23 protein-coding genes are annotated in these 21,691 nt (G+C 60.9%); 15 read left to right on the top strand and 8 right to left on the bottom strand.

The window, feature by feature from the left end; genetic code table 11:
- On the bottom strand, positions 1-503 hold a 503-nt coding region (locus tag EN943_RS20510; RefSeq protein WP_164778285.1), incomplete at its 3' end, for an amino acid synthesis family protein.
- Positions 500-1,084: an amino acid synthesis family protein gene (locus EN943_RS20505; protein WP_127414387.1), complete on the bottom strand. Its 585-nt coding sequence runs from the start codon at positions 1,082-1,084 to the stop codon at positions 500-502. The genes EN943_RS20505 and EN943_RS20510, both read right to left, overlap by 4 nt.
- A 253-nt stretch (positions 1,085-1,337) precedes the next feature.
- On the opposite strand from EN943_RS20505, the gene EN943_RS20500 reads away from it, so the two are divergent.
- The 6 genes from EN943_RS20500 (at position 1,338) to EN943_RS20475 (ending at position 7,988) form a co-directional block, all read left to right on the top strand.
- Positions 1,338-2,342 carry a BMP family ABC transporter substrate-binding protein gene (locus EN943_RS20500; RefSeq protein WP_127414386.1) on the top strand — a complete coding sequence of 335 codons (1,005 nt, stop codon included), beginning with the start codon at positions 1,338-1,340 and terminating at the stop codon, positions 2,340-2,342.
- A 91-nt stretch (positions 2,343-2,433) separates the two neighbouring features.
- Positions 2,434-4,008, top strand: a complete 1,575-nt coding sequence (locus EN943_RS20495) for an ABC transporter ATP-binding protein (protein WP_164778284.1) — start codon at positions 2,434-2,436, stop codon at positions 4,006-4,008.
- On the top strand, positions 4,005-5,045 hold the full coding sequence (locus tag EN943_RS20490) for an ABC transporter permease (RefSeq protein WP_127292938.1): 1,041 nt from the start codon (positions 4,005-4,007) through the stop codon (positions 5,043-5,045). The genes EN943_RS20495 and EN943_RS20490 overlap by 4 nt, the downstream gene beginning before the upstream one ends.
- Positions 5,033-6,019 (top strand): ABC transporter permease, encoded by a 987-nt coding sequence (locus EN943_RS20485; RefSeq protein ID WP_127414385.1) that lies wholly within the window; start codon positions 5,033-5,035, stop codon positions 6,017-6,019. The genes EN943_RS20490 and EN943_RS20485 overlap by 13 nt, the downstream gene beginning before the upstream one ends.
- 11 nt (positions 6,020-6,030) lie before the next feature.
- A complete protein-coding gene (locus tag EN943_RS20480; protein ID WP_127414384.1) occupies positions 6,031-7,044 on the top strand; it encodes a nucleoside hydrolase in 1,014 nt (337 codons plus the stop codon).
- Complete coding sequence (locus tag EN943_RS20475) at positions 7,041-7,988, top strand: nucleoside hydrolase (protein ID WP_164778282.1); 948 nt, start codon at positions 7,041-7,043, stop codon at positions 7,986-7,988. Before EN943_RS20480 ends, EN943_RS20475 begins: the two co-directional genes overlap by 4 nt.
- A gap of 16 nt (positions 7,989-8,004) precedes the next feature.
- On the opposite strand, the gene EN943_RS20470 is transcribed toward EN943_RS20475, so the two are convergent.
- The 6 genes from EN943_RS20470 to EN943_RS20445 form a co-directional block, all read right to left on the bottom strand.
- On the bottom strand, positions 8,005-9,147 hold the full coding sequence (locus EN943_RS20470; RefSeq protein ID WP_127414383.1) for a hypothetical protein: 1,143 nt from the start codon (positions 9,145-9,147) through the stop codon (positions 8,005-8,007).
- Positions 9,148-9,367: 220 nt separating this feature from the next.
- Positions 9,368-9,907, bottom strand: a complete 540-nt coding sequence (locus EN943_RS20465; RefSeq protein ID WP_127414382.1) for a prepilin peptidase — start codon at positions 9,905-9,907, stop codon at positions 9,368-9,370.
- Position 9,908: 1 nt separating this feature from the next.
- On the bottom strand, positions 9,909-10,451 hold the full coding sequence (locus EN943_RS20460; protein ID WP_013530288.1) for a tetratricopeptide repeat protein: 543 nt from the start codon (positions 10,449-10,451) through the stop codon (positions 9,909-9,911).
- 52 nt (positions 10,452-10,503) lie between these two features.
- The gene (locus EN943_RS20455; protein ID WP_063170096.1) at positions 10,504-11,454 is read right to left on the bottom strand and encodes a type II secretion system F family protein; all 951 of its coding nucleotides are present in this window, start codon (positions 11,452-11,454) and stop codon (positions 10,504-10,506) included.
- An 18-nt stretch (positions 11,455-11,472) separates the two neighbouring features.
- Positions 11,473-12,441: a type II secretion system F family protein gene (locus EN943_RS20450; protein ID WP_127414381.1), complete on the bottom strand. Its 969-nt coding sequence runs from the start codon at positions 12,439-12,441 to the stop codon at positions 11,473-11,475.
- Positions 12,441-13,829 carry a CpaF family protein gene (locus tag EN943_RS20445; protein ID WP_127414380.1) on the bottom strand — a complete coding sequence of 463 codons (1,389 nt, stop codon included), beginning with the start codon at positions 13,827-13,829 and terminating at the stop codon, positions 12,441-12,443. Before EN943_RS20445 ends, EN943_RS20450 begins: the two co-directional genes overlap by 1 nt.
- 531 nt (positions 13,830-14,360) lie before the next feature.
- Between EN943_RS20445 and EN943_RS20440 the strand changes: the two genes are divergently transcribed.
- The 9 genes from EN943_RS20440 to EN943_RS20400 form a co-directional block, all read left to right on the top strand.
- The gene (locus EN943_RS20440; RefSeq protein ID WP_127414379.1) at positions 14,361-14,582 is read left to right on the top strand and encodes a Flp family type IVb pilin; all 222 of its coding nucleotides are present in this window, start codon (positions 14,361-14,363) and stop codon (positions 14,580-14,582) included.
- A 78-nt stretch (positions 14,583-14,660) separates the two neighbouring features.
- Positions 14,661-15,695: a Flp pilus assembly protein CpaB gene (cpaB, locus tag EN943_RS20435; protein ID WP_127414378.1), complete on the top strand. Its 1,035-nt coding sequence runs from the start codon at positions 14,661-14,663 to the stop codon at positions 15,693-15,695.
- A 53-nt stretch (positions 15,696-15,748) separates the two neighbouring features.
- A complete protein-coding gene (locus tag EN943_RS20430) occupies positions 15,749-17,188 on the top strand; it encodes a type II and III secretion system protein family protein (RefSeq protein ID WP_127414377.1) in 1,440 nt (479 codons plus the stop codon).
- A complete protein-coding gene (locus EN943_RS20425) occupies positions 17,175-17,468 on the top strand; it encodes a hypothetical protein (protein WP_127414376.1) in 294 nt (97 codons plus the stop codon). Before EN943_RS20430 ends, EN943_RS20425 begins: the two co-directional genes overlap by 14 nt.
- A gap of 71 nt (positions 17,469-17,539) precedes the next feature.
- Positions 17,540-19,060, top strand: a complete 1,521-nt coding sequence (locus tag EN943_RS20420; protein ID WP_127414375.1) for a pilus assembly protein TadG-related protein — start codon at positions 17,540-17,542, stop codon at positions 19,058-19,060.
- Positions 19,061-19,127: 67 nt separating this feature from the next.
- Positions 19,128-19,562, top strand: coding sequence for a TadE/TadG family type IV pilus assembly protein (locus EN943_RS20415; RefSeq protein ID WP_164778281.1), 435 nt, complete (start codon positions 19,128-19,130; stop codon positions 19,560-19,562).
- Positions 19,563-19,603: 41 nt separating this feature from the next.
- Positions 19,604-20,194 carry a TadE/TadG family type IV pilus assembly protein gene (locus EN943_RS20410; protein WP_245475918.1) on the top strand — a complete coding sequence of 197 codons (591 nt, stop codon included), beginning with the start codon at positions 19,604-19,606 and terminating at the stop codon, positions 20,192-20,194.
- Positions 20,191-21,354 carry an AAA family ATPase gene (locus EN943_RS20405; RefSeq protein ID WP_127414388.1) on the top strand — a complete coding sequence of 388 codons (1,164 nt, stop codon included), beginning with the start codon at positions 20,191-20,193 and terminating at the stop codon, positions 21,352-21,354. Before EN943_RS20410 ends, EN943_RS20405 begins: the two co-directional genes overlap by 4 nt.
- Positions 21,338-21,691: L,D-transpeptidase (locus EN943_RS20400; protein WP_164778280.1), on the top strand; the 354-nt coding region annotated here is incomplete at its 3' end. The genes EN943_RS20405 and EN943_RS20400, both read left to right, overlap by 17 nt.

The following is a 21,691-nucleotide window of genomic DNA, read 5'->3' as shown; positions in this document are numbered from 1 at the left end:
GCGATGGCGACGACGATCTCGTCGGCACTCGGTGCGTCGGGAACACGAACCTCCATGCCGTCGAAATGGCTGCGCACCCGCGCCGCATCCTTGTGACCGAGCGGAATATCGAGCGGCACACCAAGGCCGCCGCGCTTCTTCGATGAAGGAATGAGCGCGGCCCCCTTGCCGAGCACATCGCGGAACGGGGCACCGAGCTTTGGATGAAGGATGGCGGCGGCATGTTCGAGCTCGCCATCGGCGCCGACGGCGGCGGCCTTGCCGAAGCTCTCGACCCGGTCGCCGGCAATGCCCAGAGCAGCGACGGCGCGCATGGGCAAGATATCGCCCAACGCTTCGCCGATGTCACTAAGTGCCGACAAGTCCTCGACGTAAGTGCCGACATAGGGGTTGCTGATCACCGCAATGGCCGCGGCACGCCGCGTCGGCGGATCGACGGGGCGCCCGCCTTCGATCCGGGTTTCCTCGACGATGGTGATGATACGGCGGATTTCCGGGTTCATCGCAGTCCGTCCTCGCCCTTGATATCGGCGGCGGCAAGGCCGCCGACCCGTGCATGGACGCGCGCGCCGGTGGTCATCGCCAGGATGACTGCTATTTCGTCGCCGCGCGGCGCATCGGCAATGCCGATCTCGATCGCATCGAAATGGCTGCGCACATAGGAGGCGTTTATGTGGGTGATCGGGATGTCTATGCGCGTTCCGGGGCCACCGACCTTCTTGGTCGAAGGCACGATCGCCTTGGCATTGCCGAGCAGTTCGCGCATCGCATAGCCGCCCGGATTGTGCCAGAGCGCGCCATGTTCAAGCTCGCCGGCGGCGCCGACTATGGCACCCTTGCCATAGCCTTCGATGGCCTGGCCGCCTTCACCAATGGCGTCGATCAGGCGCTGGGCCATATCGAGACCGAGCGGCTTCAGGTCTTCCATGAAGCCGGTGATCTCTTCGACATAGCGTCCGGCAAAAGGGTTGGCGATGACCGCGACGACCGCGCCTCGCTTGAGCGGGCGTGCAGCGTGGGGTCCGCCCTCATGGAATATCTCTTCGACCTGAATCAGAAATTTCCTGACCACCACAGCCGGCATTGTTCGCTTCCTTCATTCCATCGTTCATAAAACTCGTTAGAGTATCAACAATTATGCCCATCGACATTTGTCAAGCGAAGACGTCGAGCAAGTGGGCGAAGGGCCAAGAAAACTGCATCGGATGACGATTGACAGCCTGTTGAGCCGCTCCTAAACTCATATGACCATCAACGAACTCGCCATTGTCCCGGCGATGTGTGGGGGATGGTCAAAGCGTGGCTTCAAAAGCTGAAAAAAGCTGAAGGGGAATGACATGAAAAGGGCGCTCAAGAGTTTATTTCTGGCGGGCACGATGCTTGCCATTTCGTTCGGACCGGCCGCCGCACAGAACAAGGTTTCCGTAGCCGCCATCTCGGGATATTTCGCACAGGGTTTCGGCGTTTCGATCGTCAACGGCCTCAACAAGGCCAAGACCGATTTCGGCATCGACCTCAAGCTGGTCGACACCGGCAATCGCGCGCTCGACTACCAGCAGCAGTTCGAGAACCTTGCCAAGGGCAAGCAGTACGACCTCATCTTCGTGATGGGCTGGGAGCTGGTGGACTCGCTGCAAAAGGTCAGCGCCGAATATCCTGACCAGCGCTTCGTGTTCATCGATGGCGTCCTCGACAACCCCAAGATGATCTACGCAAATTTCGCCGAGGAGCAGGGATCCTTCGTCGCCGGCGCGCTTGCCGGCATGATCGAGGACAAGGGCACGGCCTTCGACAAGATCGGCGACGGCAAGGCCATCGGCTTTGTCGGCGGCCGCGATATCCCGGTGATCCGCAACTTCCTGGGCGGCTACGAGCAAGGCGCCAAATATGCCGCGCCCGACGTCAAGGTGAACTCCGTCTTCGCCGGAACCTTCGACGACCCGGCCAAGGGAAGCGAACTTGCCCAGGCGCTTTACGGCCAAGGCTCCGACATTGTCTACAACGTCGCCGGCCCGACGGGTGAAGGCGTGATGCAGGCAAGTGCCGCGGTCGACAAATATTCGATCGGCGTCGACATCGACATGTGCGGCTCGGCGCCGGGAAATGTGCTTGCCAGCATGCTGAAGCGCGGCGACATCGCCGTCTATACGCTGATCAAGGACGAGGTCGAGGGCCGCAAGATTACCGCCGGCACCCGCACTTTCGACCTCGCCTCGGGCGGTGTCGAGGTCAAGGTCTGCGATGACATCGCCGCCAAGATCCCGGCTGACGTGACCGCCAAGCTCGATGAGATCAAAAAGGGCATCGTCGACGGCAAGATCGTGATCGCCAAGGCGAAGTAAGCCAACAACAGCGCCTCCCTCCCAAGAAAGCGCTACACTGATCCGCCGCGGCTTGCCGCGGCGGATCAGTGTCCAATCTGCGAGAGCCACGTTGTCGAACACGCCGGGGTCGCCGACCCTCCACAGCAATGCCGCGATGGCCGTCGAGTTGACTGGCATCACCAAGCGTTTTGGCGCATTCGTCGCCAATGACGGCATCGACCTTGCGGTCCGCCGCGGCGAGATCCACGCCATCATCGGCGAGAACGGTGCCGGCAAGACGACGCTGATGAACATCCTGTTCGGCCTCTTGCAACCGGACGAAGGCTCGATCCGGCTGAACGGTGAAGAGATCGTGATCGCCGACCCGTCCGTGGCAATAAAGGCCGGCCTCGGCATGGTTCACCAGCATTTCAAGCTGGTTCCCTCGCTCTCGGTTGCCGACAACGTCTTTCTTGGTATGGAAATCCGTCGCCATGGGCTGATCGACCACGCCGCACAAATTGCGCGCACGCGCGACCTGTCGAAGCGCTTCGGCCTGCAAGTCGATCCGACCGAGCGCGTCGGGCTGCTCTCGGTCGGCATAGAGCAACGCATCGAAATCCTGAAGGTCCTGGTGCGCGGCGCGCGCACCATCATCCTAGACGAACCGACCGCAGTGCTGACGCCGCAGGAGAGCCGTGAGCTGTTCCAGACGCTGCGCAGCTTCGTGGCCGAAGGTATGACGGTGATCTTCATTTCGCATCACCTGGAAGAAGTGATGGAAGTGTCCGACACGGTGACGGTGCTGCGCAACGGCAGGAAGGTGACGACCCGGCCCACGGCCGAGCTCAGCAAGGACGAGTTGGTGCACATGATGGTCGGCCGAGAGGTCAGCTTCGACCGCCGGCCCCGCGCATCGCTGCACGGCGACGTGGTGCTCGAAGTGAAGGATCTGTGGGCGCGCGACGACCGCCTGCTGCCGGCCCTTCGCGATGCCAGTTTCACGGTCCGCTCCGGCGAGGTGGTGGGGATCGCGGGTGTGGCCGGCAATGGACAGACGGAGCTGGCGGAAGTGCTTTCGGGGTTGCGGCCGGCAAGCCATGGCGGGGCGTGGCTGAAGGGCCAGAATCTCACCGCTCTCTCCCCCGCCGCGATCCGCCAGGCAGGCCTCGCCCATGTTCCAGGCGACCGCATGGTGCGCGGGGTCGATCGCAACGCTTCGATAGCGGCCAACACCCTGATGGGCCGCCAGCATCGCGCACCATGGAGCCGCGGCGGCATGCTCAACTGGAATGCCATAAATCAAAACGCCGAAACGCTGATCAAGAGCTTCGATATTCGCGCGCGCGGACCGAGCGATGCGGTCAAGCGGCTTTCGGGTGGAAACATCCAGAAGGTCGTTCTGGCACGCGAATTCACCAATGGCGCCGATTTCCTGCTGATCGACCAGCCGACGCGCGGCGTCGACATCGGCGCCCAGGAGGCCATTCACGACGAGATCATGCGCCAGCGCGCCGCCGGCCGGGCGATCCTGCTGATTTCCGTGCAACTCGACGAACTGGCCGCCCTTGCCGACCGCATCCTGGTGATGTTCAACGGGCGGATAATGGGCGAGGTCGCCGGCGATGATGCCGAAGAGGAGCGCATCGGCATGATGATGGCAGGCGTGGCCGCGCCGGAATTCGCCGCGGAGACCGCATCATGAAAGACCATTTGCGTGCCGTTTCCGGCCAGGTCATCGCCATCGGCGTGGCACTGCTGATGGGCGCGATCATCATCCTCATGGTTGGCGAAAGCCCGGTGCGCGTGTTCATGACGCTGTTGCGCGGCGCCTTCGGCGATCAGGAGAAGATTGCCGGGACCTTGCTGCAGACGACACCGATCCTGATCTGCGGTGTCGCCGCCTGCATCGGCCTGCGCGGCGGCATGTTCAACGTCGGCATCGAGGGCCAGCTGTTCCTAGGCGGCTTCGCCGCCGCGTGGGTCGGCTTTGCCATGCCCCTGCCCGCGGGCATCCACACGCTGGCAGCACTGGCGCTCGCGGTCGTGGCAGGCGCGGCCTGGGTCGCCATCCCCGCCTACTTCCGCGCCCGCTACAACACCAACGAGGTCGTCTCGACGATCCTGTCGAACTACGTGGCGGTGCTGCTCACGTCCTACTTCACCATCTTCCTGTTCAAGCGGCCGGGTGGCTGGTCGGAGACGCCGCCGATCCTGGCGACATCCTATCTGCCGGAGATCTTCACCTTTTCGCGGTTGAACTGGGGCCTGGTCATTGGCCTGGTGCTGGCGGTCGGCGCAGCCCTTGTCTTCCGCTACACCAAATGGGGTTACAGCGTCACGATGGTCGGTTCGGCGCCGAAATTCGCCGAATATGGCGGCGTCAACGTGAAACGGCAGGGTTTCCTGGTCCTGCTGCTTTCGGGGGCGGTCGGCGGGCTGGCCGGCGGCGTCGAGACGCTCGGCGTCCATCACCGCTTCATGGAAGGATTTGCTCCCGGTTTCGGCTTCGACGGGCTGATCGCCGCCCTGCTCGCCAATGGCTCGCCCGTCGCCACCATCTTCACCGCGCTGTTCTTTGGCGCCCTGCGCAACGGATCGCTGCTGCTCGAGGTCGATACCAGCGCGTCGCGCGAGATCATCACCGTGATCCAGGCGCTGATCATCCTCAGCGTGTCGGCCCAGGTGCTGGTGAGAAAGCGTGGCGACAGCCAGGCAGGGGAGCGGCGATGGAAATTCTAGACAAGCTCATCAACGTCGCGCTGATCGCGGCGACGCTTCGCACCACGGCGCCCATCCTTCTGGTCGCGCTTGGCGGCTCGTTCACCACCAAGGCCGGCATCTTCAACATCGGCCTCGAGGGGCAGATGCTGGTCGGCGCCTTCTTCGCCGTCCTTGGTTCGATCTGGACCGGTTCCGCTCTGGCGGGCGTCGCCTGCGGCGTCGCGGCGGCGCTCGTCTTCGCCCTGGTTTTTGCTGTCCTGGTGGTGAGCTTCAAGGCCAATGAAGTGGTCGTCGGGCTGGCGCTCAACATCCTGGCCGGCGGCATGACGATCTCGCTGATGAAAGCGATCTTCGGCACGCGCGGCTCGATCGTCGGTCACGGCATCGTCGGCCTGCCGAAAGTCCAGCTGCCCGGCGCCCGCGACCTTCTCGGCTCGTGGGCGCCGCTGATCTCCGGCTTCACGCCACTCGTCTATGCCGCCTTCATCGCCGTGCCGCTGCTGGTCGTCTGCTACAACCGGACGCGGCTCGGCCTCTATATCCGCGTCGTTGGCGAAAAGCCGGAAGCCGCCGAGGCGCTCGGCATCTCGATCACCCGCGTCCGCTACATCGCGTCGCTGCTGTGCGGATTGCTGGCGGGCCTCGCCGGCGCGCATCTGTCACTCGGCTACATCACCATGTTCACCGAAAACATGTCGTCGGGCCGTGGTTTCATGGCGGTGGCGATCCTGATCTTTTCCAACGGCGATCCGCTGAAGGTGCTGGCCGGCTGCCTGCTGTTCGGCTTCGCCGACGCTTTTTCGCTGCGCCTGCAGACGTTCGGCTATCCCTCCTACCTGGTTCTCACCGTCCCCTATGTCGTCGCGCTGATCGCATTGTTCGCGCTGTCCTACCGGGCGCGTCCAAGGATCATCGCGGAGACGCTGGAATCGATGCGCAAGCTGCTGTCGGTAGACAAGAACACGGAACCCGGCGGCAAAAATCCCCAGTGAAGGAAGCCTTTATGGAACGCATAATCCTCGACGTGGATTCGGCCGGCGACGATATTCTCGCCGTGCTGTTCGCGGCGATCAATCCCAAGCTCCGGCTCGAGGGCGTAACCACCGTCACCGGTGCGGCCGGCCCGATCGAGCAGGTCACCAACGTCGTGCTCAACACGCTGACGCTCGCCGGGCGTGACGATATCCCGGTTCACGCCGGCGCGTGGCGGCCGATCGTCGGCAACGCCAAGGCCGACATGGAGGCGCCGGTGCATTTCGAAAAGCGGCTTGTTGCCCGTTTCGGCGATCGCCTCAAGAAGTTCAACCCGCCGGCGCCGGCGCCGGTGCGGCAAGCCACGTCGGGACATGCGGTCGATTTCATCATCGGCACGGTCATGGCCAATCCGGGCGAGATCACGCTGGTGACGACCGGCCCGCTGACCAACGCGGCGATGGCGCTGTTGCAGGAGCCGGGATTGACCGGTGCACTGAAGCGGCTGATCGTGCTCGGCGGCAATTTCCAGACGCCGGGCAACATCACGCCCCTGTCGGAATACAACATCTGGGCCGATCCGGAGGCTTCGCGCATCGTGCTGAACGCCGATGTCGAGAAGATTCTCGTGCCGCTCGACATCTGCGAGGACAACCGCGTCGCCGATTCGATGCTGACACGCGACGACATCGCCGACATGCAGGCCGTCGCCAAGGACAATCCCGTCCTTGAGATGATCGCCGACAGCTTCCCGATCTACATCGACATCTGGCGCGAATTCTTCGACCTCGTCGGGTTCCCGATGGACGACGTGATCACCGTGGCGCTGGCTTTCGATCCTGGCCTGGCGACGATGACCGAGCCGCTGTTCGCCGACGTCGTGCTCGACGGCAGGCTGGCGCGCGGCCAGACCGTCGCCTATCGCGGCCGGCAATTGCTGCCCGGCGGCGGGCCCAAGACCACCCGCATCTGCACCGGCCTGGACGGCCGGCGTTTCCTCGACGGCTTCAAGAAAACCATAGCGCGCTACGAGCGGGCGGCGTGAAAGACGACATGATGACCAAGCCAACTCCTATCCTGTTCGACTGCGACCCCGGCCACGACGACGCCATTGCGCTGGTCATGGCGCATCGCTCGCCTGCCATCGAACTCATCGGCGTCACCACGACCTGCGGCAATGCGGAAGTCGAGAAGACGACCGCCAATGCCTTGCGCATCCTGGAGTATATCGGCGCCGGCGACGTGCCTGTCGCGCAAGGCTGCCACCGTCCGCTGGCGCGCCCGCTGGTGCTCGGCACCGCAGATGGCCCAAGCGGCCTCGAGGGCTCGCCCTACCTGCCGCAGGCGACGATCAAGCCGGTTGACCAGCATGCCGTCGATTTCCTGGCCGACAAACTGCGCGCCGCGCCCGAACCGATCCTGGTCGTGGCCACCGGCCCGCTCAGCAATATCGGCCTGATGATCCTCAAGCATCGCGACGTGCTGCCCAAGATCAAGGAGCTGATCTGGATGGGCGGCGTGTTCTACCGCAAGAGCGAGATCATCACGCCGACCGAGTTCAACGCGTTCTGCGACCCCGAAGCGCTGAAGATCGTTCTGGACAGCGGCGTGCCGATCCTGATGGTCGGCCTCGACGTCACCATGCAGGTGCTGATCGAGGCACCGCAATATGCCGAACTCGCGACCATCGACACGCCGCTCGGCCGGCTCGTCAACGACTGGCTGCTGTTCTACGAGAAGCTGCACCGCAACTCGATGGGCGTCGGCGGCGCCATGCACGATCCGCTGGCACTGGCGCTGGCCATCGACCCGACCTTGGTGCGCACGCGCCCTGCCCATATCGGCGTCGATCTGTCCGGCACCTACGCCTTCGGCGCGACCATCGCCGATTACTGGGGCGAGCGCGGTGAAAAGGACAATGCCCGCATCGCCCATGAGGTCGACGCGGACCGCTTCTTCAAGCTGATGTTCGATCTGCTGCGGGACTGAATGAAGGCCGCAGCGACTAGCGGAACAGATATTTCGAGACTTCCGGGTTGCCGCGACGCCACATCACATTGTCCAGGAAGTAGTGGTGCACGTTGATGAATATCCACGCGATGAAGAGGAAAAGCGACGAGCCGAGCACCTGTTTGTCGTAGGGAACCAGAGCACTCAGCGCCATCGGCACGAGCCAGAAACCGAGAGCACCGAGAATTGTGCCGGCGATGATGAATATCAGCACCCGCAGCCTGTACATCGGTCCAAGAATGGACAGCACCCTGAATTCCGGATCCTTGACGGCATCCGCGCGGTCGCGCTCGACATTGGTCTGGTAACGCCAGACCACCGCCAAATACTGCAACGAATGGAGTGCCGGCACCACGAGCAGCCAAAGCGGGTTCAATCTCACGAACAGAATCCAGGCATAGAGGGTCGTGACGTAAGCGACGACGCCGTTATACGGCAGCGCGCCTCCATGTTTGCGCCAGCGATTGACGAACATCACGGCGGTGGCCGCCGAGGAGGCAGCGGCGACCGCGAGCGCGATGTTGAGGAGCCAGGGCGGGACAGCGAATGTGTAGTAGTCTAGGCCCCAGAACTGCCTTTCGGTGATCACCGCGTTTGTCTGGAGCCAGGCGAACAGCCACACGGCATATCCGTTGAACAGCAGCGCTTTCTTGTCCTGGTCGCTGAAGAATTTGCGCTTCAGCACCGCGTCCACCATCAGCATGCCATAGCCTTGCTTGACGTAGTGCCAGCCGACGAAAAAGCCCATCGCGTTGGTGGCATATCCCAGCAGGCGGGCGTTGCCGGTTACGGAGCCATAGGCGAAGAAAGCGACCATGATCATTGGGACGGCAATGCCCGCGATGATGTAGCGGATCTGGAGATTCCTGTCATATCCGTCGCCGCGCACCTTGCGCCCGAAATCGCGATAGAAAATCTGATACGAGTGGGCAAAATGTGGATGGTTTATCAGATTGGCGAGCAAGAGCATTACCGCCGCCACAACGCCCTCGTATCTAAGAGGCACAAAGAATAGGATCGGCAGGATCAGGAACGCGCTCCCGCCAAGCATTAAAAAATCGATGAACGGACCAAACAGATATTTCTGCGGGGGTGCCGCGACTGAAACCGGGCCATCCGCCGAAAGGTGAAGTGCCATGCTGCCTTCTCCCTGTGATTGTTTATCTAGCCATCAATCTGATAGGAATTTTTTCTTGACTCCCTGCACTCAGCTATGGTACATTTTTGCCTATGGTGCTGATTTGCGCCAGTGACCCGCCGCACGGGCGGGTTTTTCGTTTGCTCCGTCAGCCAACGCGCCGGCGAAGGCTCCGAAGAAGCGTCGATCGCAGCGCGTTCAGCCGCGCGAGACGTCAAGGTCAGTTGAGCTGGTTGAGAATCCCGGAACTGTTCGCCAGCACCAAACTTTTGTAGATCAGGAACGCCAGCGTACAGATCGCGGCCAGCGAGATCGGCACGCCGAACGGCACCACGCCCTTGCGGTCCAGATGCTGGACGATGAGCCGAAAAGCGCCCGCCGGCAGCAGGAATGGGTTTTTCACGATCGCCGCGGTGGCCAAGGCGAAAACCAGGAGCAGCACCGAAAACACCGCGAGACCGCTGCCGCTGATCAGGAAGGGCACGACTGCTATCAGCTTGACATCGCCGGCGCCGATCTTGCGCAAGGCCCAGAAGGGCAAGAGCGCGGCGAACAACAGGAGCCCTGCACTGGTGCTCAGTCCCATGTCCCACCACGACCCGGATTGCAGCGACAGCAACAGCAGCCCCCCGGCGCCCAGGCAGAGCAGCAGCAGCACGTCGCGATTGGAAATTCTCTGGGTGGTGAAATCGAGCCAGGCAATCCTGGCCAGCAGAGGGATTGCGAGCACCTTCAGCAGCAGCGCTTCGGCAAGCAACATGCTAGCGCTCGACGTTCTGCACGCTTGACGACAAAAGCTTCAGATTGTTGGCGACGGTCGGGTCGTTGGGCGCCAGTTCGTAAGCCTTGAGGAAGTTCGAGCGGGCATCCTGCAACTTGCCGCGCAGCAGGTAGGAATAGCCGACATTGTTGTAGTATTCGGGCGTCGCGCCGACCAGCTTGAAGGCCCTGGCATAGGCCCGGTCGGACAGGTCGAAGCGGTGGATCCGGTCGGTGCAGGCGGCCAGCCCCATCCAGGCGTTACCATCATTGGGTGCCAGTTGCGTCGCCTTGAAGAACAGCGCGCCGGCATTGCCGTAATTTTCGGCACGGAACTGGTTCTTGGCTTCGGCGACCGCCTGGTCCGAGGCATAGTATTCGACGTCGCTGACCGTTTTCAGCCCATCGAAAGCATCGCCAAAAGACGTTACGTCGCCTTTCGATGGCTCGTTGGTGCGCACGACACCGTCGGTTGTGTCCGCCGTCTGGCAACCAGCAAGCACCGCCATGAGCAGACAGGCCGCGGCCGCGATAACCCTCTTCATACGTCCGTCCCCTGGGCCCCCGACTCACATTAGGGCCAAATGATATACTAAACTAGAAGAAAACGCCTCTCATGCGAATGATGACCGGCAACATGATCACCACCATCACGACTGGGAATATACAGAGTCCCAACGGAATCATCATCTTGACCGGGAGTGAATTGGCGCGCTCCTCGGCACTCAGAATTCTCTGACTGCGCATTTCGGCGCTATAAACACGCAAGGCATCGGTGAGGCTGGTGCCGAGTTCTTCCGATTGCCGGAACAGCACGGCCAGTGCCCGCGCCTCCTCAAGGCCTATGCGATCGGCGAGTTCGCGTAACGCCTCCCGCAACGGCTTGCCGGCACGCAGTTGCAAATTCATGATAGACAGTTGGATCCCCAGCCACTTGTGGGTGGCAGCCATTTCGTGACTCACACGTTCGACCGCCGCCTCAAGGCTCATGCCTGCATCGGCGCATGTGATCATCATGTCCATGAAGTCGGGAAAGGCACGGCGATAGATTCGTTTCTGACCATTCTCGAAGCGATCGAGCATGATGCTCGGAATCACCATGCAGGCCAGGCCGAACAAAGCAGAGCCGGCAAAGGTTATGAAACCAGGCAGTTGTGGTGGAAGGACCCGCGACAGCAGTGCATAGATGGCCAAAAACCCAATGCAGACTGCAACCAGACGGGACAGGGTATAAACCAGCGGTGCGCTTGATTTGTAAAAGCCGGCTCGAAAGAGCTTCGCCTCCAAAGCATTCGGCTCATCGCGCTCCTTTTCGATCGACTTGAAGTAGGCGTCGACTGGCCGTTGTGCCGCAAGCTTGGCAAGCACGTCCTGTCCAAGCATTGACCGGCGGTCTGTAATTCCTTCGCCCATCAGGCTCTGCGCGACGAGCTTTCGTGTTTGCAGAGCTGGCAGGAAGACGAGCGCACCGAACAGGAAAAAAGATGCCGCCGCCGCAAACACGACGATAGATACCAAGAAACCCAGATCCTGAATATTCGAAAACAATTTTATTCGTCGCCCCTGTCAGAAATCAAAATTAACCATTCGATACATGATGAAATCCCCCAACAAAGCCCACACCCCGAATACGGTGAAAACTGGGAAAATGAGCTGATCGTGCCATACGCCTCCATAATAGGAGGGAGCAAGAAGTTGAAGGATCAAGAACATGACGAGCGGGAACAGTGATATAATCCAGGCCGACACGCGCCCTTCAGCGGAAAGCGCCCGAATTTTCATTCGAAGCTTTTGCCTTTCTCGCAGTACCGAGGATAGGTTGGACAAGATTTCTGTCAAATTACCGCCGGTCTTGGCCTGGATCGACAGTGATACCGACAGCAACTGAAGCCCCTCGAAGCCGACGCGCTGCGAAAGCTTTCGCACGGCCTGCTCGATGCTGAGGCCAAATGTGATCTCATCGGAGACGATGCCGAACTCGGTGCCAAGCGGATCCGGCATTTCGCGCGCGACCAGGCCGATGGCGACCGAAGCCGGGTGACCGGCGCGCAGCGAACGAACGATCATGTCGAGCGCGTCCGGCAACTGTTTGGCAAATTTCTGGATTCGCTTATTGCGGGCGCGCCGGAGGACGAGAAGCGGCAGGACAAGCCCTACGACCAGAAAGATAAGAAGCGACGCCAAAGCGGAAAAATTGAAGAGTACCAGGAGCAACGCCATCGCTAGTCCAACGAGCAGGAATGTCGCGGCGAACGTCAGGGGATTTCCGGTAATGCCGGATTGAGTATAGAGTCTGTTCAGCCACACCATTCCAAAAAGAAAGTCGCCGGAGTCAGTGAGGCCACGCTCCCGCAGCAATCCCTGTAACGTTTGTTCGGCCGGGACGTCGCCAGCGAGCCGCTTCAATCGGCGATTGACTGCCATGGACCGGGAGCGGCGGCCGGCAAAGGAAAGATAAAGGGCTTCGCCTGCAAGAATGACCGAGGCTGCCGCCAGCATGTAGATGAAGTAGAGCAGAGCTTGACCCGTCGGCATCAGAGGGCAACCTGCGGGTTGAAGGCGTCCTTGGCAAAATGATGGCCAAGCGTAGCGGCCTCTGGAGCGAAGCGCGGGCGGACGCCGGTGGCGCGAAAATCTCCGATGACCTTGCCTTCGGCTGTCACCTCACGGCGGACAAAATGATAGATTTCCTGGAGTTGCACGACATTGCCCTCCATGCCGGTCAGTTCCGATATGGAGGTGACACGCCGGCCGCCGTCCGAAAGACGCTGTGTCTGGACGATGATATCGATGGCAGAGGCAATCTGTGCCCGGATTGAATCATGCGTCATCGGCATGCCCGCCATGCCGACCATCTGTTCCAGCCGCGAGATCGCGTCGCGCGGCGTGTTGGCATGGATTGTCGTCATCGACCCCTCATGGCCAGTATTCATGGCCTGCAGCATGTCGAAGGCTTCCTCGCCGCGCACCTCGCCGACGATGATGCGATCCGGCCGCATGCGGAGCGCGTTCTTGAGCAATTCGCGCTGGCGCACCTCGCCCTTGCCCTCGACATTGGGCGGGCGCGTCTCCAGCCGGCCGACATGCGGCTGCTGCAGTTGCAGTTCTGCCGCATCCTCGATGGTGATCAGCCGCTCCTTCGAGGGGATGTAGCTCGACAAGGCATTGAGCAACGTTGTCTTGCCGCTGCCGGTGCCACCCGAAACCAGGATCGATTTGCGCGCCTGGACTGCGATCCGCAGCAGGTCGATCATCGGCGGGCGGATCGAATTGAATGCCATCAAACGTTCGAGCGAATAGGGATTCTTCGAGAATTTGCGGATCGACACCAGCGGGCCGTCTACCGAGACCGGCCGCACCGCGATGTTGACACGTGAGCCGTCTTCCAGCCGGGCATCGACCATGGGCGAGGATTCATCGACCCGCCTGCCGATGGCCGAAACGATCTTGTTGATGACGCGCAGCAGATGGGCCTCGTCCCGAAACCGGATTGGCGTCTCTTCGACGATGCCCCGCCGCTCGATGAAAACGCGCTTGTGAGTATTGATCAGGATGTCGGTAATGGAATCATCCTTGAGCAGCGGTTCGATCGGCCCGAGGCCCAGCATCTCGTCGGCGGTGTCGCTGGTGAGTTGATCGAGTTCGCGCGCATTCAGCGGCACCGCGCGAGCGCGAACGAACTCGCGCACGATTGGACGGATCTCGTTCAGGATCTCATCCTTGGAAGCACTTTCAAGCGCGGTCAGGTTGAACCGGTCGATCAAGTGGCGATGCAGCTCGACCTTGAGCGTCAGAAAATCATCGCCATGCGATTCAATATCAGCGGCGGTCGAAAGGGGCTGAGCAACAGGCGACACCGCCGGCAACTCAACCTTTGTCACTGCCTGCTGTTCGCTTGGCCCCTTGATGAACCGCCCCAGCATAATCGCCTATACTCCCCTTAGTCCCTCATTAGCGGAAACTAAACGTTAACCAACGAGCGCACAAGCGCCTGGATGCCCGGCGCACAGCCATTACTTTCGGCATAGTTAAGATCAAAGCCCACAAATCCCTTGTTTATTTGATGCAGAGGGCATGCGGGGTCCTCCAAATTCATCTGCGGCTCCCGGAGTCATCCGACCGCGCCGCGAAAACGGGTAAAACTCCCACCTAACCCCTTAGATATAAAGGAATATGCATTATGGCTAATGCTTTCTTGGTTTCGCCACATGAGCGGCTGAATTGTGAACGAATGGTTAAGGACGATCGAAAAATGAAAAGAATCAATCCCTTGATAAGATTTGACTTTGCAATCTTCTTGCCGAATCACGTATATGAAAGTTAAGGAACTCTTAATCTCGTTTGACTCTGCGTTTTCTCGGGACCTAGGATCGAGATGACGGGGGATGCTTGGGTATGGATTTCATCTCTTGCTCTGTCTCGTCGGGTTCCAACCTCCAAAGGGAGAAATTGACATGAAGAAGCTCATGACGATGACCCGGCAGTTCCGCGACGATGAAAACGGCGCTGCCATGGTCGAATATTCCATCCTCATCGGCATCATTGCCGCGGCGTCGATCGTGACGATCATCGCCATCGGAGTATGGGTGAACGGCTCGTTCACCAATCTCTGCAGCAAGCTGACGGGTGTTGCTGGCGTAACGAACTGTACTACTGTTGCTGCGGTTACTCCCTGATCATTTTCCAATCGGGACCCGGATCTGATCCGGGTCCCTGTCGCTCGATATGTTGCCTTTCTTGGGGTTTTTGGGATCATGCGCGCGAACACACTCATCATGATCGTTCTTGCCGGTGTTTTCGGTGTCCTGGCGGTTGTGTTGGTCAATATCTGGCTGGCCGGCCAGCGAAGCGCCATGGCGCAAACGGGCATTGTTCAAGGCAGCACTGTCGTCGTTGCGGCAATGCCGCTGAAGTTCGGCGATACGCTGAGCGCAGACAAGTTGCGCGAAGTCGCATGGCCAGCGGGCGCGGTCCCAACGGGCGCCTTCAAGACAACGAAAGAGGCCTTGGCCGGCGAAGGCACTAGGCAAGCGCTTCAAACCATCAGCGCCAACGAACCAGTCCTCGCCAGCAAGATCACTGGGCCAGGCCAACGCGCCACGCTTTCGGCGGTGCTTGGCGAAGGCATGAAAGCTGTTTCCATCAGGGTAAACGACGTGCTCGGCGTCGCCGGCTTCGTTTTCCCCGGTGACCGGGTCGATGTGCTGCTGACGCGAACGGTGCGCGACGGTGATGGGGCGGACAAGAGTTTCGTCGATGTGCTGCTGCAGAGCATGAAGGTGCTCGCCATCGACCAGGTGGCCGATGTGAGCAAGGAAAGCCCAACCGTGGTGAAGTCCGTAACGCTAGAGGCCAGCACCAGGGATGCGCAGAAGCTGACACTGGCGGCAGGCGCCGGCCAATTGTCGCTGGCGTTGCGCCAGGCAGCCGCCAGCAAGGGCGAGACGACCGAACGCGTGACGCTTTCCGACCTGACCGGCGAGACACCGGCCGATGTCGCCGCCAGGCAGGCGGAGCTCGACAAGAAGGCAGCAGCGGAAGCCGAGGCTGCAGCCGAGCGCAAACGCGCCGAGGACAAGATTGCCGGGTTGACCCAGGCGGTGGAGCGGGTGGGAAGCCGCCTCGACGAACTGGGCAAGGTAAAGCCTGCTCCGATCGTGATGGCGGCACCGCAGCAGGTCGTCAAGGAAGTGGTCAAATATGTGCAGCCTGAGCCGCCGGCGCGGGCAACGATCGGCGTTTTTCGGGGTGTGAAGCTCGAGACATATGACGTGCCGCGACAACCATGATAAGGTGCGGCTAATAAACGGGACTGCCACCGGCAGCGAGTGGGGAGACGGGGATGCGGGGATATTGCTTAGGGATAGCGACGGCCGCGTTGTCGTGCCTAGGGGCGCTGTTGCTGTCGGGCCTGGCGGCCAATGCGGCCGACCGCTTCATCGATGTGTCGACCCCCGGCGTTCATCGGATTTTCCTGCCGATGTCGCAATCGGTGACGATCCAGGTGAGTGCCAATCTGGGCGACATCGTCGTTGGCGACGAGAAGATCGCCGATGCCCAGCCAATGACCGACCGTACGCTCTATGTCATTGGCAAGGGCGCGGGCACCACCACGGTCAATCTGTTCTCCACGGATAAGCGCTCGCTCGGCGCGCTCCAGATCGAGGTTGGCGTCGATGTCAGCGACATGGCGCAGGCGATCCGTCAGGTGGCGCCAAGGGCGCGCATCGAAATCGGCTCCGTCAATGGCAAGGTCAGGCTTGGCGGCCATGTCAAGGACGGCGCTACACTGGCGTCGATCCTTGAAGTGGCGCAGCAATATGGACCCGACGCCGTCATCAACTCGGTCATCGTAGACGACAGCCAGCAGGTCAATCTGGAAGTCCGCGTCCTGGAAGCCAAGCGCAATGCCGGGCGCGACCTCGGCGTGTCGATCAGGAGCAGGAACGGCGATGGCACGACCCAGGTTGGAACGGGCATCGCGGCTACCCAAGCACCCGGCGTAGACCCCGGTGACTTGGTGACGGGTTTGCTATCGAACAGTAATCCCTTCGCAGCCTTAATCACCCGCGTCATCGACAGCAACATCAAGGTCGACCTGATCATCGAGGCGCTTGAGGCCAAGGGCGTTGTGCGCACCTTGGCCGAACCCAACCTGACCACACTTTCCGGCGAACCGGCCAGCTTCAATGCCGGTGGCCAGGTCCCCATCCGCAGCGTCGACAAGGATGGCGAGGTCCAGATCGAGTACAAGCAGTTCGGCGTCAATCTTCAGTTCACGCCGGTCGTGCTCGCCGACGACAAGATCCATATGAAGCTGGCGCCGGAGGTGAGCGACCTGACCGGCTTCACAACCGCGGGCGACCCGATCTTCACCAACCGCAAACTCGACACCGTTGTCGAGTTGCGCGACGGCCAGAGCTTCGCGGTCGGCGGGCTTCTGTCGAGCAAGACCACCAAGCAGCAAAACCAGGTGCCGTGGCTTGGCCAGGTGCCTGTGATCGGCACGCTGTTCCGCAATTCGAGCAGCCAGAAAGAAGAAACCGAGCTTGTGGTGATTGTCACGCCGCACATCGTGCGGCCGGTGAAGCCCGGCGAACAGCTGGCGACGCCTTTCGACAAGACGCGGCCCGCTAACGATCCGGAGTTCTTCGTGCTCGGCCAGCTCGAAGTGACCAAGGACATGGTCCGCAAATATGAACTGGGCGAAGGCGTCACCGGCCCCTATGGCCACATGCTCGACTTCAAATCGAAGGACAAGATGCTCTATGTCAAGAAATAGCGCCTTGATCCTCATCCTGTGCGCTAGCGCGCTATCGGGCTGTGCCGCGGACTATCTGAACCACTATGATTCGGTGACCCTGGCCGCCGGCGACACGCAGAAGTTCAATTCGCTGCTGCAGACGGTCGATCCACTCAATCCGGCGTCCCGAAACACACATATCGAAGGCGACGGCGCACGCGCCGCAGCCGTTGCCCAAGGGTACAAATATCCACCGCCACCACCGCCGCCACCAGCGATTACGGTCAATGTCGGCGGGTCGGGTGTGACGACGCCGTGAACTGAACGAAGGGATGCGCAGGGCGCCGGGCATGCGAGGGCCCCTGGCGCAAGAAAGCAGAGAGTAAGGTCATGTTGGGGACCATTCGTGCCTTCTGGAACGATCAACGCGGCGTAGCGATGATCCTCGTGGCTATCATGCTGCCCGTGCTTATCGGCTTCGCACTGCTGGCAATCGATATGAGCCGGGCCAACGGACTGCATAACGATCTGCAGAAGGGTGTCGATGCGCTAGCGCTTGCGACGGCTGCGGAACTGGATGGCAGATCGGATTCCATCATCCGAGCCAACCTGGCCAAGACGACCCTTCTCACCAACAAGACCAAGTTTTCAACGGCAGGCGATCATACACTCGCTCTAGCCGACGTGACCGTTACATACTTGACCGGGATACCGGCCGACGACAGCATCAGGTTGAGTGCCGCCGGTGTCGACGCCAATGGTGTGAACTGGGCAAGCACCGACCCTAAAGCCGTGACATTCTCCCTGGTGACCGTGAACCCGTCCGGGCTGGCGGATGGTGCCGGGGCCTTCGAAGCGATCTTTCCGGCAAGCGTTGTCAGCGGCAGCAACACCTTCGATATTCAACCACAGGCTGTGGCCGGATTTGTCCAGTCGATCTGCGAAACGGTGCCGATCTTCATGTGCAATCCGTTCGAGACGACCGACCCGTTGACCAGCAAAACGATCCAGCAGGCGTTCGCGTCGGGGGACACCTATAGCCGCGAATTTCGTATTCTGAAAGTCGATAGCAACCCCGGCCCGGGCAACTTTGGCCTGCTGGAAAACGGCCTGACCTCGATACAGGAGGGGATGGCCAAGGGGACCGCCGGCACCTGCTACAGCCGCACTTCGCTGACCACGAAAACGGGTGTCACCTTGGGTCAGGTCAATACTGGCCTGAATGTCCGGTTCGATCTCTATCAGGGCAATCTGAAAAATAACACAGACCTTGGCTACCGCCCGGCGAGCAATGTCCGCAAGGGGGCCAGCAAGAACAGCAATTGCAACAAGTTTGATGTCGCGACGGATGGTTCCGCGTTGCCTCTCCCGGATGGCACCGGCTATGACTCCGCTAAGGGCATGACGCTGCCGATCGCGGCGAATTCCTTCTGGACCGCCTACTGGGCCGCCAATCATAAGAACGCAGCGTATCCAAACCTCCCGGCGAAGACCGACCCTCTCAAACGGAACGTCCCCGCCTCCAGGTATGATGTCTACAACTATGAAATCGCGGCCGGAATCGTGGGCGACAAATCGAAAGGGCCTTCGAACGAAGTTGGAACGCCTTCCTGCTACAAGGGGGATCTCACCAAGGCGGATCCGAGCCGCCGGCTGATAAACATGGCCATTATCGATTGCAAAGCAAACCAGGCGAAGCTGAACGGCCACACCGCAGTCCGACCGGATGGCTATGCAAGCGTCTTCATAAACAACCCCATCCAGAAGGTGAATCCCAACGACGAGGACAATCCGGACGGTACAGGCGCCGAGAAGGCGATCAGCCTTGAGATCGTCGATGTCGATGGCGGATTTGCCAACAACACCCTGGTAGACAAAGCATTCCGCAACGAAGCCCAGTTGTATCGGTAGCGCTGACATGACCAGGCTCCGCAGAATCATTAGACGGTTCCAAGGCGACGAAAGTGGCGCCGCTTTGGTGGAAGCCGCGATCACGATACCACTCGTATTGCTGTTATCGGCCGGTGTGTTCGAGTTCTCCAACATCCTGAATACGCGCCTGCTTCTCGAAGCTGGCGTTGAGGATGCGGGGCGCTACATGGCACGATGCAGCAGCGATTGGGCGACTTGCAAGGGCCGAGCCCAGAACCTTGCCGCCAATGGGGCGGTCGCTAACGGCAGCGCCAGAGTGACCGGATGGCTGCCGGCGGCGGTTGACATCACCAAGGCGGTCTCGCTGGACGCGGTTGATGCCGCCACGGGCACGCAACTTTATCTCAGCAGCACGACCAAAGTCGATGTCGTGGACGTCAGCACCTCCTATTCTTATCCGGACGTTGGATTCTGGTCGTATCTTGGCTTTGGAGCCCTGACCCTCAGTGTATCCCATCAGGAACGGGTCATTGGATGGTGATGGGGCGCACCAAGTTTTGGGCTAGCCAGTCCGGAACGACAATGGTCGAAATGGCCATAGTGATGCCGCTGCTGTTGACGCTTTTGCTTGGCTTCATCGATTTCGGCTACGCCTTTTACCAATGGAATGCCGGGAATAAAGCGGTGCAAGCCGGCGCAAGGCTGGCGCAGATTTCCACACCTGTCGCCAGCGGGCTCCTGGCCGAGACGATAACGCAGACCGACCTAACTAAAGTCGGCACTGCGGTACCCGCAAACACTTACAACTATATCTGCACCGCCAACACCGCTGGAAGCGTCTCTTGCGTTTGCGGCACAGGCGCTACGTGCCAGAACCTCAATGTAAGCCAAGATGCCTTCAATTTCATTTTCAGCGGCAACAGCGGTCGGCCCGGAATGCAGACATTCCTGCCGATGCTGGCCAAGTCCGAAGTCAGGATTCAATACCAGGCGTCCGGCCTCGGCTATTGGACGCGTCCCAGCGGACCGGTCCCGACCATCACCGTCAGCATCACCAATCATCCCTTCCAGTTCTTCTTTCTGGGCGGACTGCTCGGATTCGGAAACATCACCATGCCCTCCATGCTGAGCACGGTCACGGGCGAAGACATGAAAAGCACGTGGACGCCATGAACGCCATCAACACCAAGGTTACGCCGACCAAGCGCAAGCAAGTCGCGCTGTTTTCGTCGGATCCGAATTTCAAGCGCGATGTGGCGACGCGGCTCGATGCGCTGGCGATCTATGACGTCAGGGTTTCCGAGACGAGCGACTTCCTCAAGGGGCCGCCGGCCGATACGCGCCCGGGCATCGTCATCCTCGATCTCGGCGATGGCGAGCTGCTCGGCAGGCCCGGCATCGTCGAGGCGCGCGCGCTGTGGGCCAGCGTGCCGCTGATCGCGGTTTCCGACGAGCTGAGCTCGGAGCAGACGCGCGTTTTGGTGCGCATGAATGCCTCGGACTGGCTGCACAAGCCGCTCGACGGCAAGGAGCTGCTCAATGCGGTGACCTTCCACGACACCGGCAACCAGGGAACGAAGAGCCGGATCATCACCTTCATCAGCGCCAGCGGCGGCGCCGGCGCCACGACGCTGGCGCTGTCGGCGGCCGAATTCCTGGCGTCGAAATCGGCCGAGCGCGCGGCGTCCACCTGTCTCGTCGACCTGGATTTCCAGAGCGCCAATTGCGGCGCCTATCTCAATCTGTTCAATCAGTTCGACCTTGCCGGCATCATCGGCCAGCCGGAGCGGCTCGATGTCGAGCTGATGGACGTCATCAAGCTGTCGCGCCCTTCCGGCCTCACCCTCTACGCATTCGAGCGGCCGCAACTGCCGTTCGAGCCGCATGGCAGCGATTTCGTCTTCCGGCTGCTCGACCTCGTCGCCTACCGCTTCGACGACATCGTCATCGACCTGCCCAATCTCGAAACGCCCTGGCACAATTCCGTGCTGTCGACGAGCGACGAGATCTTCATCGTGTTCGAGCTCAATGTCGCTTCGCTGCGGCAAGGCAAGCGGCTCTACAAGAAGATCCGCGAGCTGCGCGGCAATGCGGTCAGCATCACGCTGGTCGCCAACAAGCACAAGCGCAAATGGTTCGGGAACCATTTTTCGCGCAGCGAGCTCGAAAAGATCTTCAAGGCGCCGCACATCAAGTCGGTCGCGCTCGACAACGCGCTTCTGACCGACGCGCTGAACCGAGCCATCCCGCCTTCCGAAGTGGATGGGCGGGCGCGCTTCAACAAGGATCTGAAGCGGATGTTCAAAGAGCGGCTCGATGACGCTGCCCGATAGATATCGGATCGCCCCAAAGCTCGCCGGCGCCTGCGTGCTCGGCGTGGCGCTGGCGCTGTCCGTCCACGATTTCGCCGAGGCGCGATCAGCACTTTCGGAGCGGCCGCCGCTGCCGGCGATGGGGCCCAGCCTGCGCAAGGCCGTCGCCTTCGCAACCGCCGAGCAGCCGGGAACAATCATCATCCGCAAGGACGAGAAGGCGCTTTACCTGGTGACCCGCCAGGGCCAGGCGCTGCGCTACCAGATCAGCGTCGGGCGGGACGGGTTCGGCTGGACCGGAATCGTCAAGGTCGGGGCGAAGACCGAATGGCCGGAGTGGCGCCCGCCGCAGGAAATG

It is taken from the genome of Mesorhizobium sp. M7A.F.Ca.US.006.01.1.1 (assembly GCF_003997935.1).
GTDB lineage: Bacteria > Pseudomonadota > Alphaproteobacteria > Rhizobiales > Rhizobiaceae > Mesorhizobium.
Note: the sequence above shows the minus strand (reverse complement) of the source record. Positions and strands in the feature narration are given on the sequence as shown.

Bases quoted from the DNA above. Each gene is read 5' to 3' on its own strand.
- EN943_RS20490 (WP_127292938.1), top strand. From the start codon at position 4,005: ATGAAAGACCATTTGCGTGCCGTTTCCGGCCAGGTCATCGCCATCGGC.
- EN943_RS20445 (WP_127414380.1), bottom strand. From the start codon at position 13,829: ATGCTGGGGCGGTTCATCAAGGGGCCAAGCGAACAGCAGGCAGTGACA.
- EN943_RS20410 (WP_245475918.1), top strand. From the start codon at position 19,604: ATGGTCGAAATGGCCATAGTGATGCCGCTGCTGTTGACGCTTTTGCTT.
- EN943_RS20405 (WP_127414388.1), top strand. From the start codon at position 20,191: ATGAACGCCATCAACACCAAGGTTACGCCGACCAAGCGCAAGCAAGTC.
- EN943_RS20505 (WP_127414387.1), bottom strand. From the start codon at position 1,084: ATGCCGGCTGTGGTGGTCAGGAAATTTCTGATTCAGGTCGAAGAGATA.
- EN943_RS20465 (WP_127414382.1), bottom strand. From the start codon at position 9,907: ATGTTGCTTGCCGAAGCGCTGCTGCTGAAGGTGCTCGCAATCCCTCTG.
- EN943_RS20440 (WP_127414379.1), top strand. From the start codon at position 14,361: ATGAAGAAGCTCATGACGATGACCCGGCAGTTCCGCGACGATGAAAAC.
- EN943_RS20450 (WP_127414381.1), bottom strand. From the start codon at position 12,441: ATGCCGACGGGTCAAGCTCTGCTCTACTTCATCTACATGCTGGCGGCA.
- EN943_RS20470 (WP_127414383.1), bottom strand. From the start codon at position 9,147: ATGGCACTTCACCTTTCGGCGGATGGCCCGGTTTCAGTCGCGGCACCC.
- EN943_RS20420 (WP_127414375.1), top strand. From the start codon at position 17,540: ATGTTGGGGACCATTCGTGCCTTCTGGAACGATCAACGCGGCGTAGCG.
- EN943_RS20500 (WP_127414386.1), top strand. From the start codon at position 1,338: ATGAAAAGGGCGCTCAAGAGTTTATTTCTGGCGGGCACGATGCTTGCC.
- EN943_RS20430 (WP_127414377.1), top strand. From the start codon at position 15,749: ATGCGGGGATATTGCTTAGGGATAGCGACGGCCGCGTTGTCGTGCCTA.
- EN943_RS20425 (WP_127414376.1), top strand. From the start codon at position 17,175: ATGTCAAGAAATAGCGCCTTGATCCTCATCCTGTGCGCTAGCGCGCTA.
- EN943_RS20485 (WP_127414385.1), top strand. From the start codon at position 5,033: ATGGAAATTCTAGACAAGCTCATCAACGTCGCGCTGATCGCGGCGACG.
- EN943_RS20460 (WP_013530288.1), bottom strand. From the start codon at position 10,451: ATGAAGAGGGTTATCGCGGCCGCGGCCTGTCTGCTCATGGCGGTGCTT.
- cpaB (WP_127414378.1), top strand. From the start codon at position 14,661: ATGCGCGCGAACACACTCATCATGATCGTTCTTGCCGGTGTTTTCGGT.
- EN943_RS20480 (WP_127414384.1), top strand. From the start codon at position 6,031: ATGGAACGCATAATCCTCGACGTGGATTCGGCCGGCGACGATATTCTC.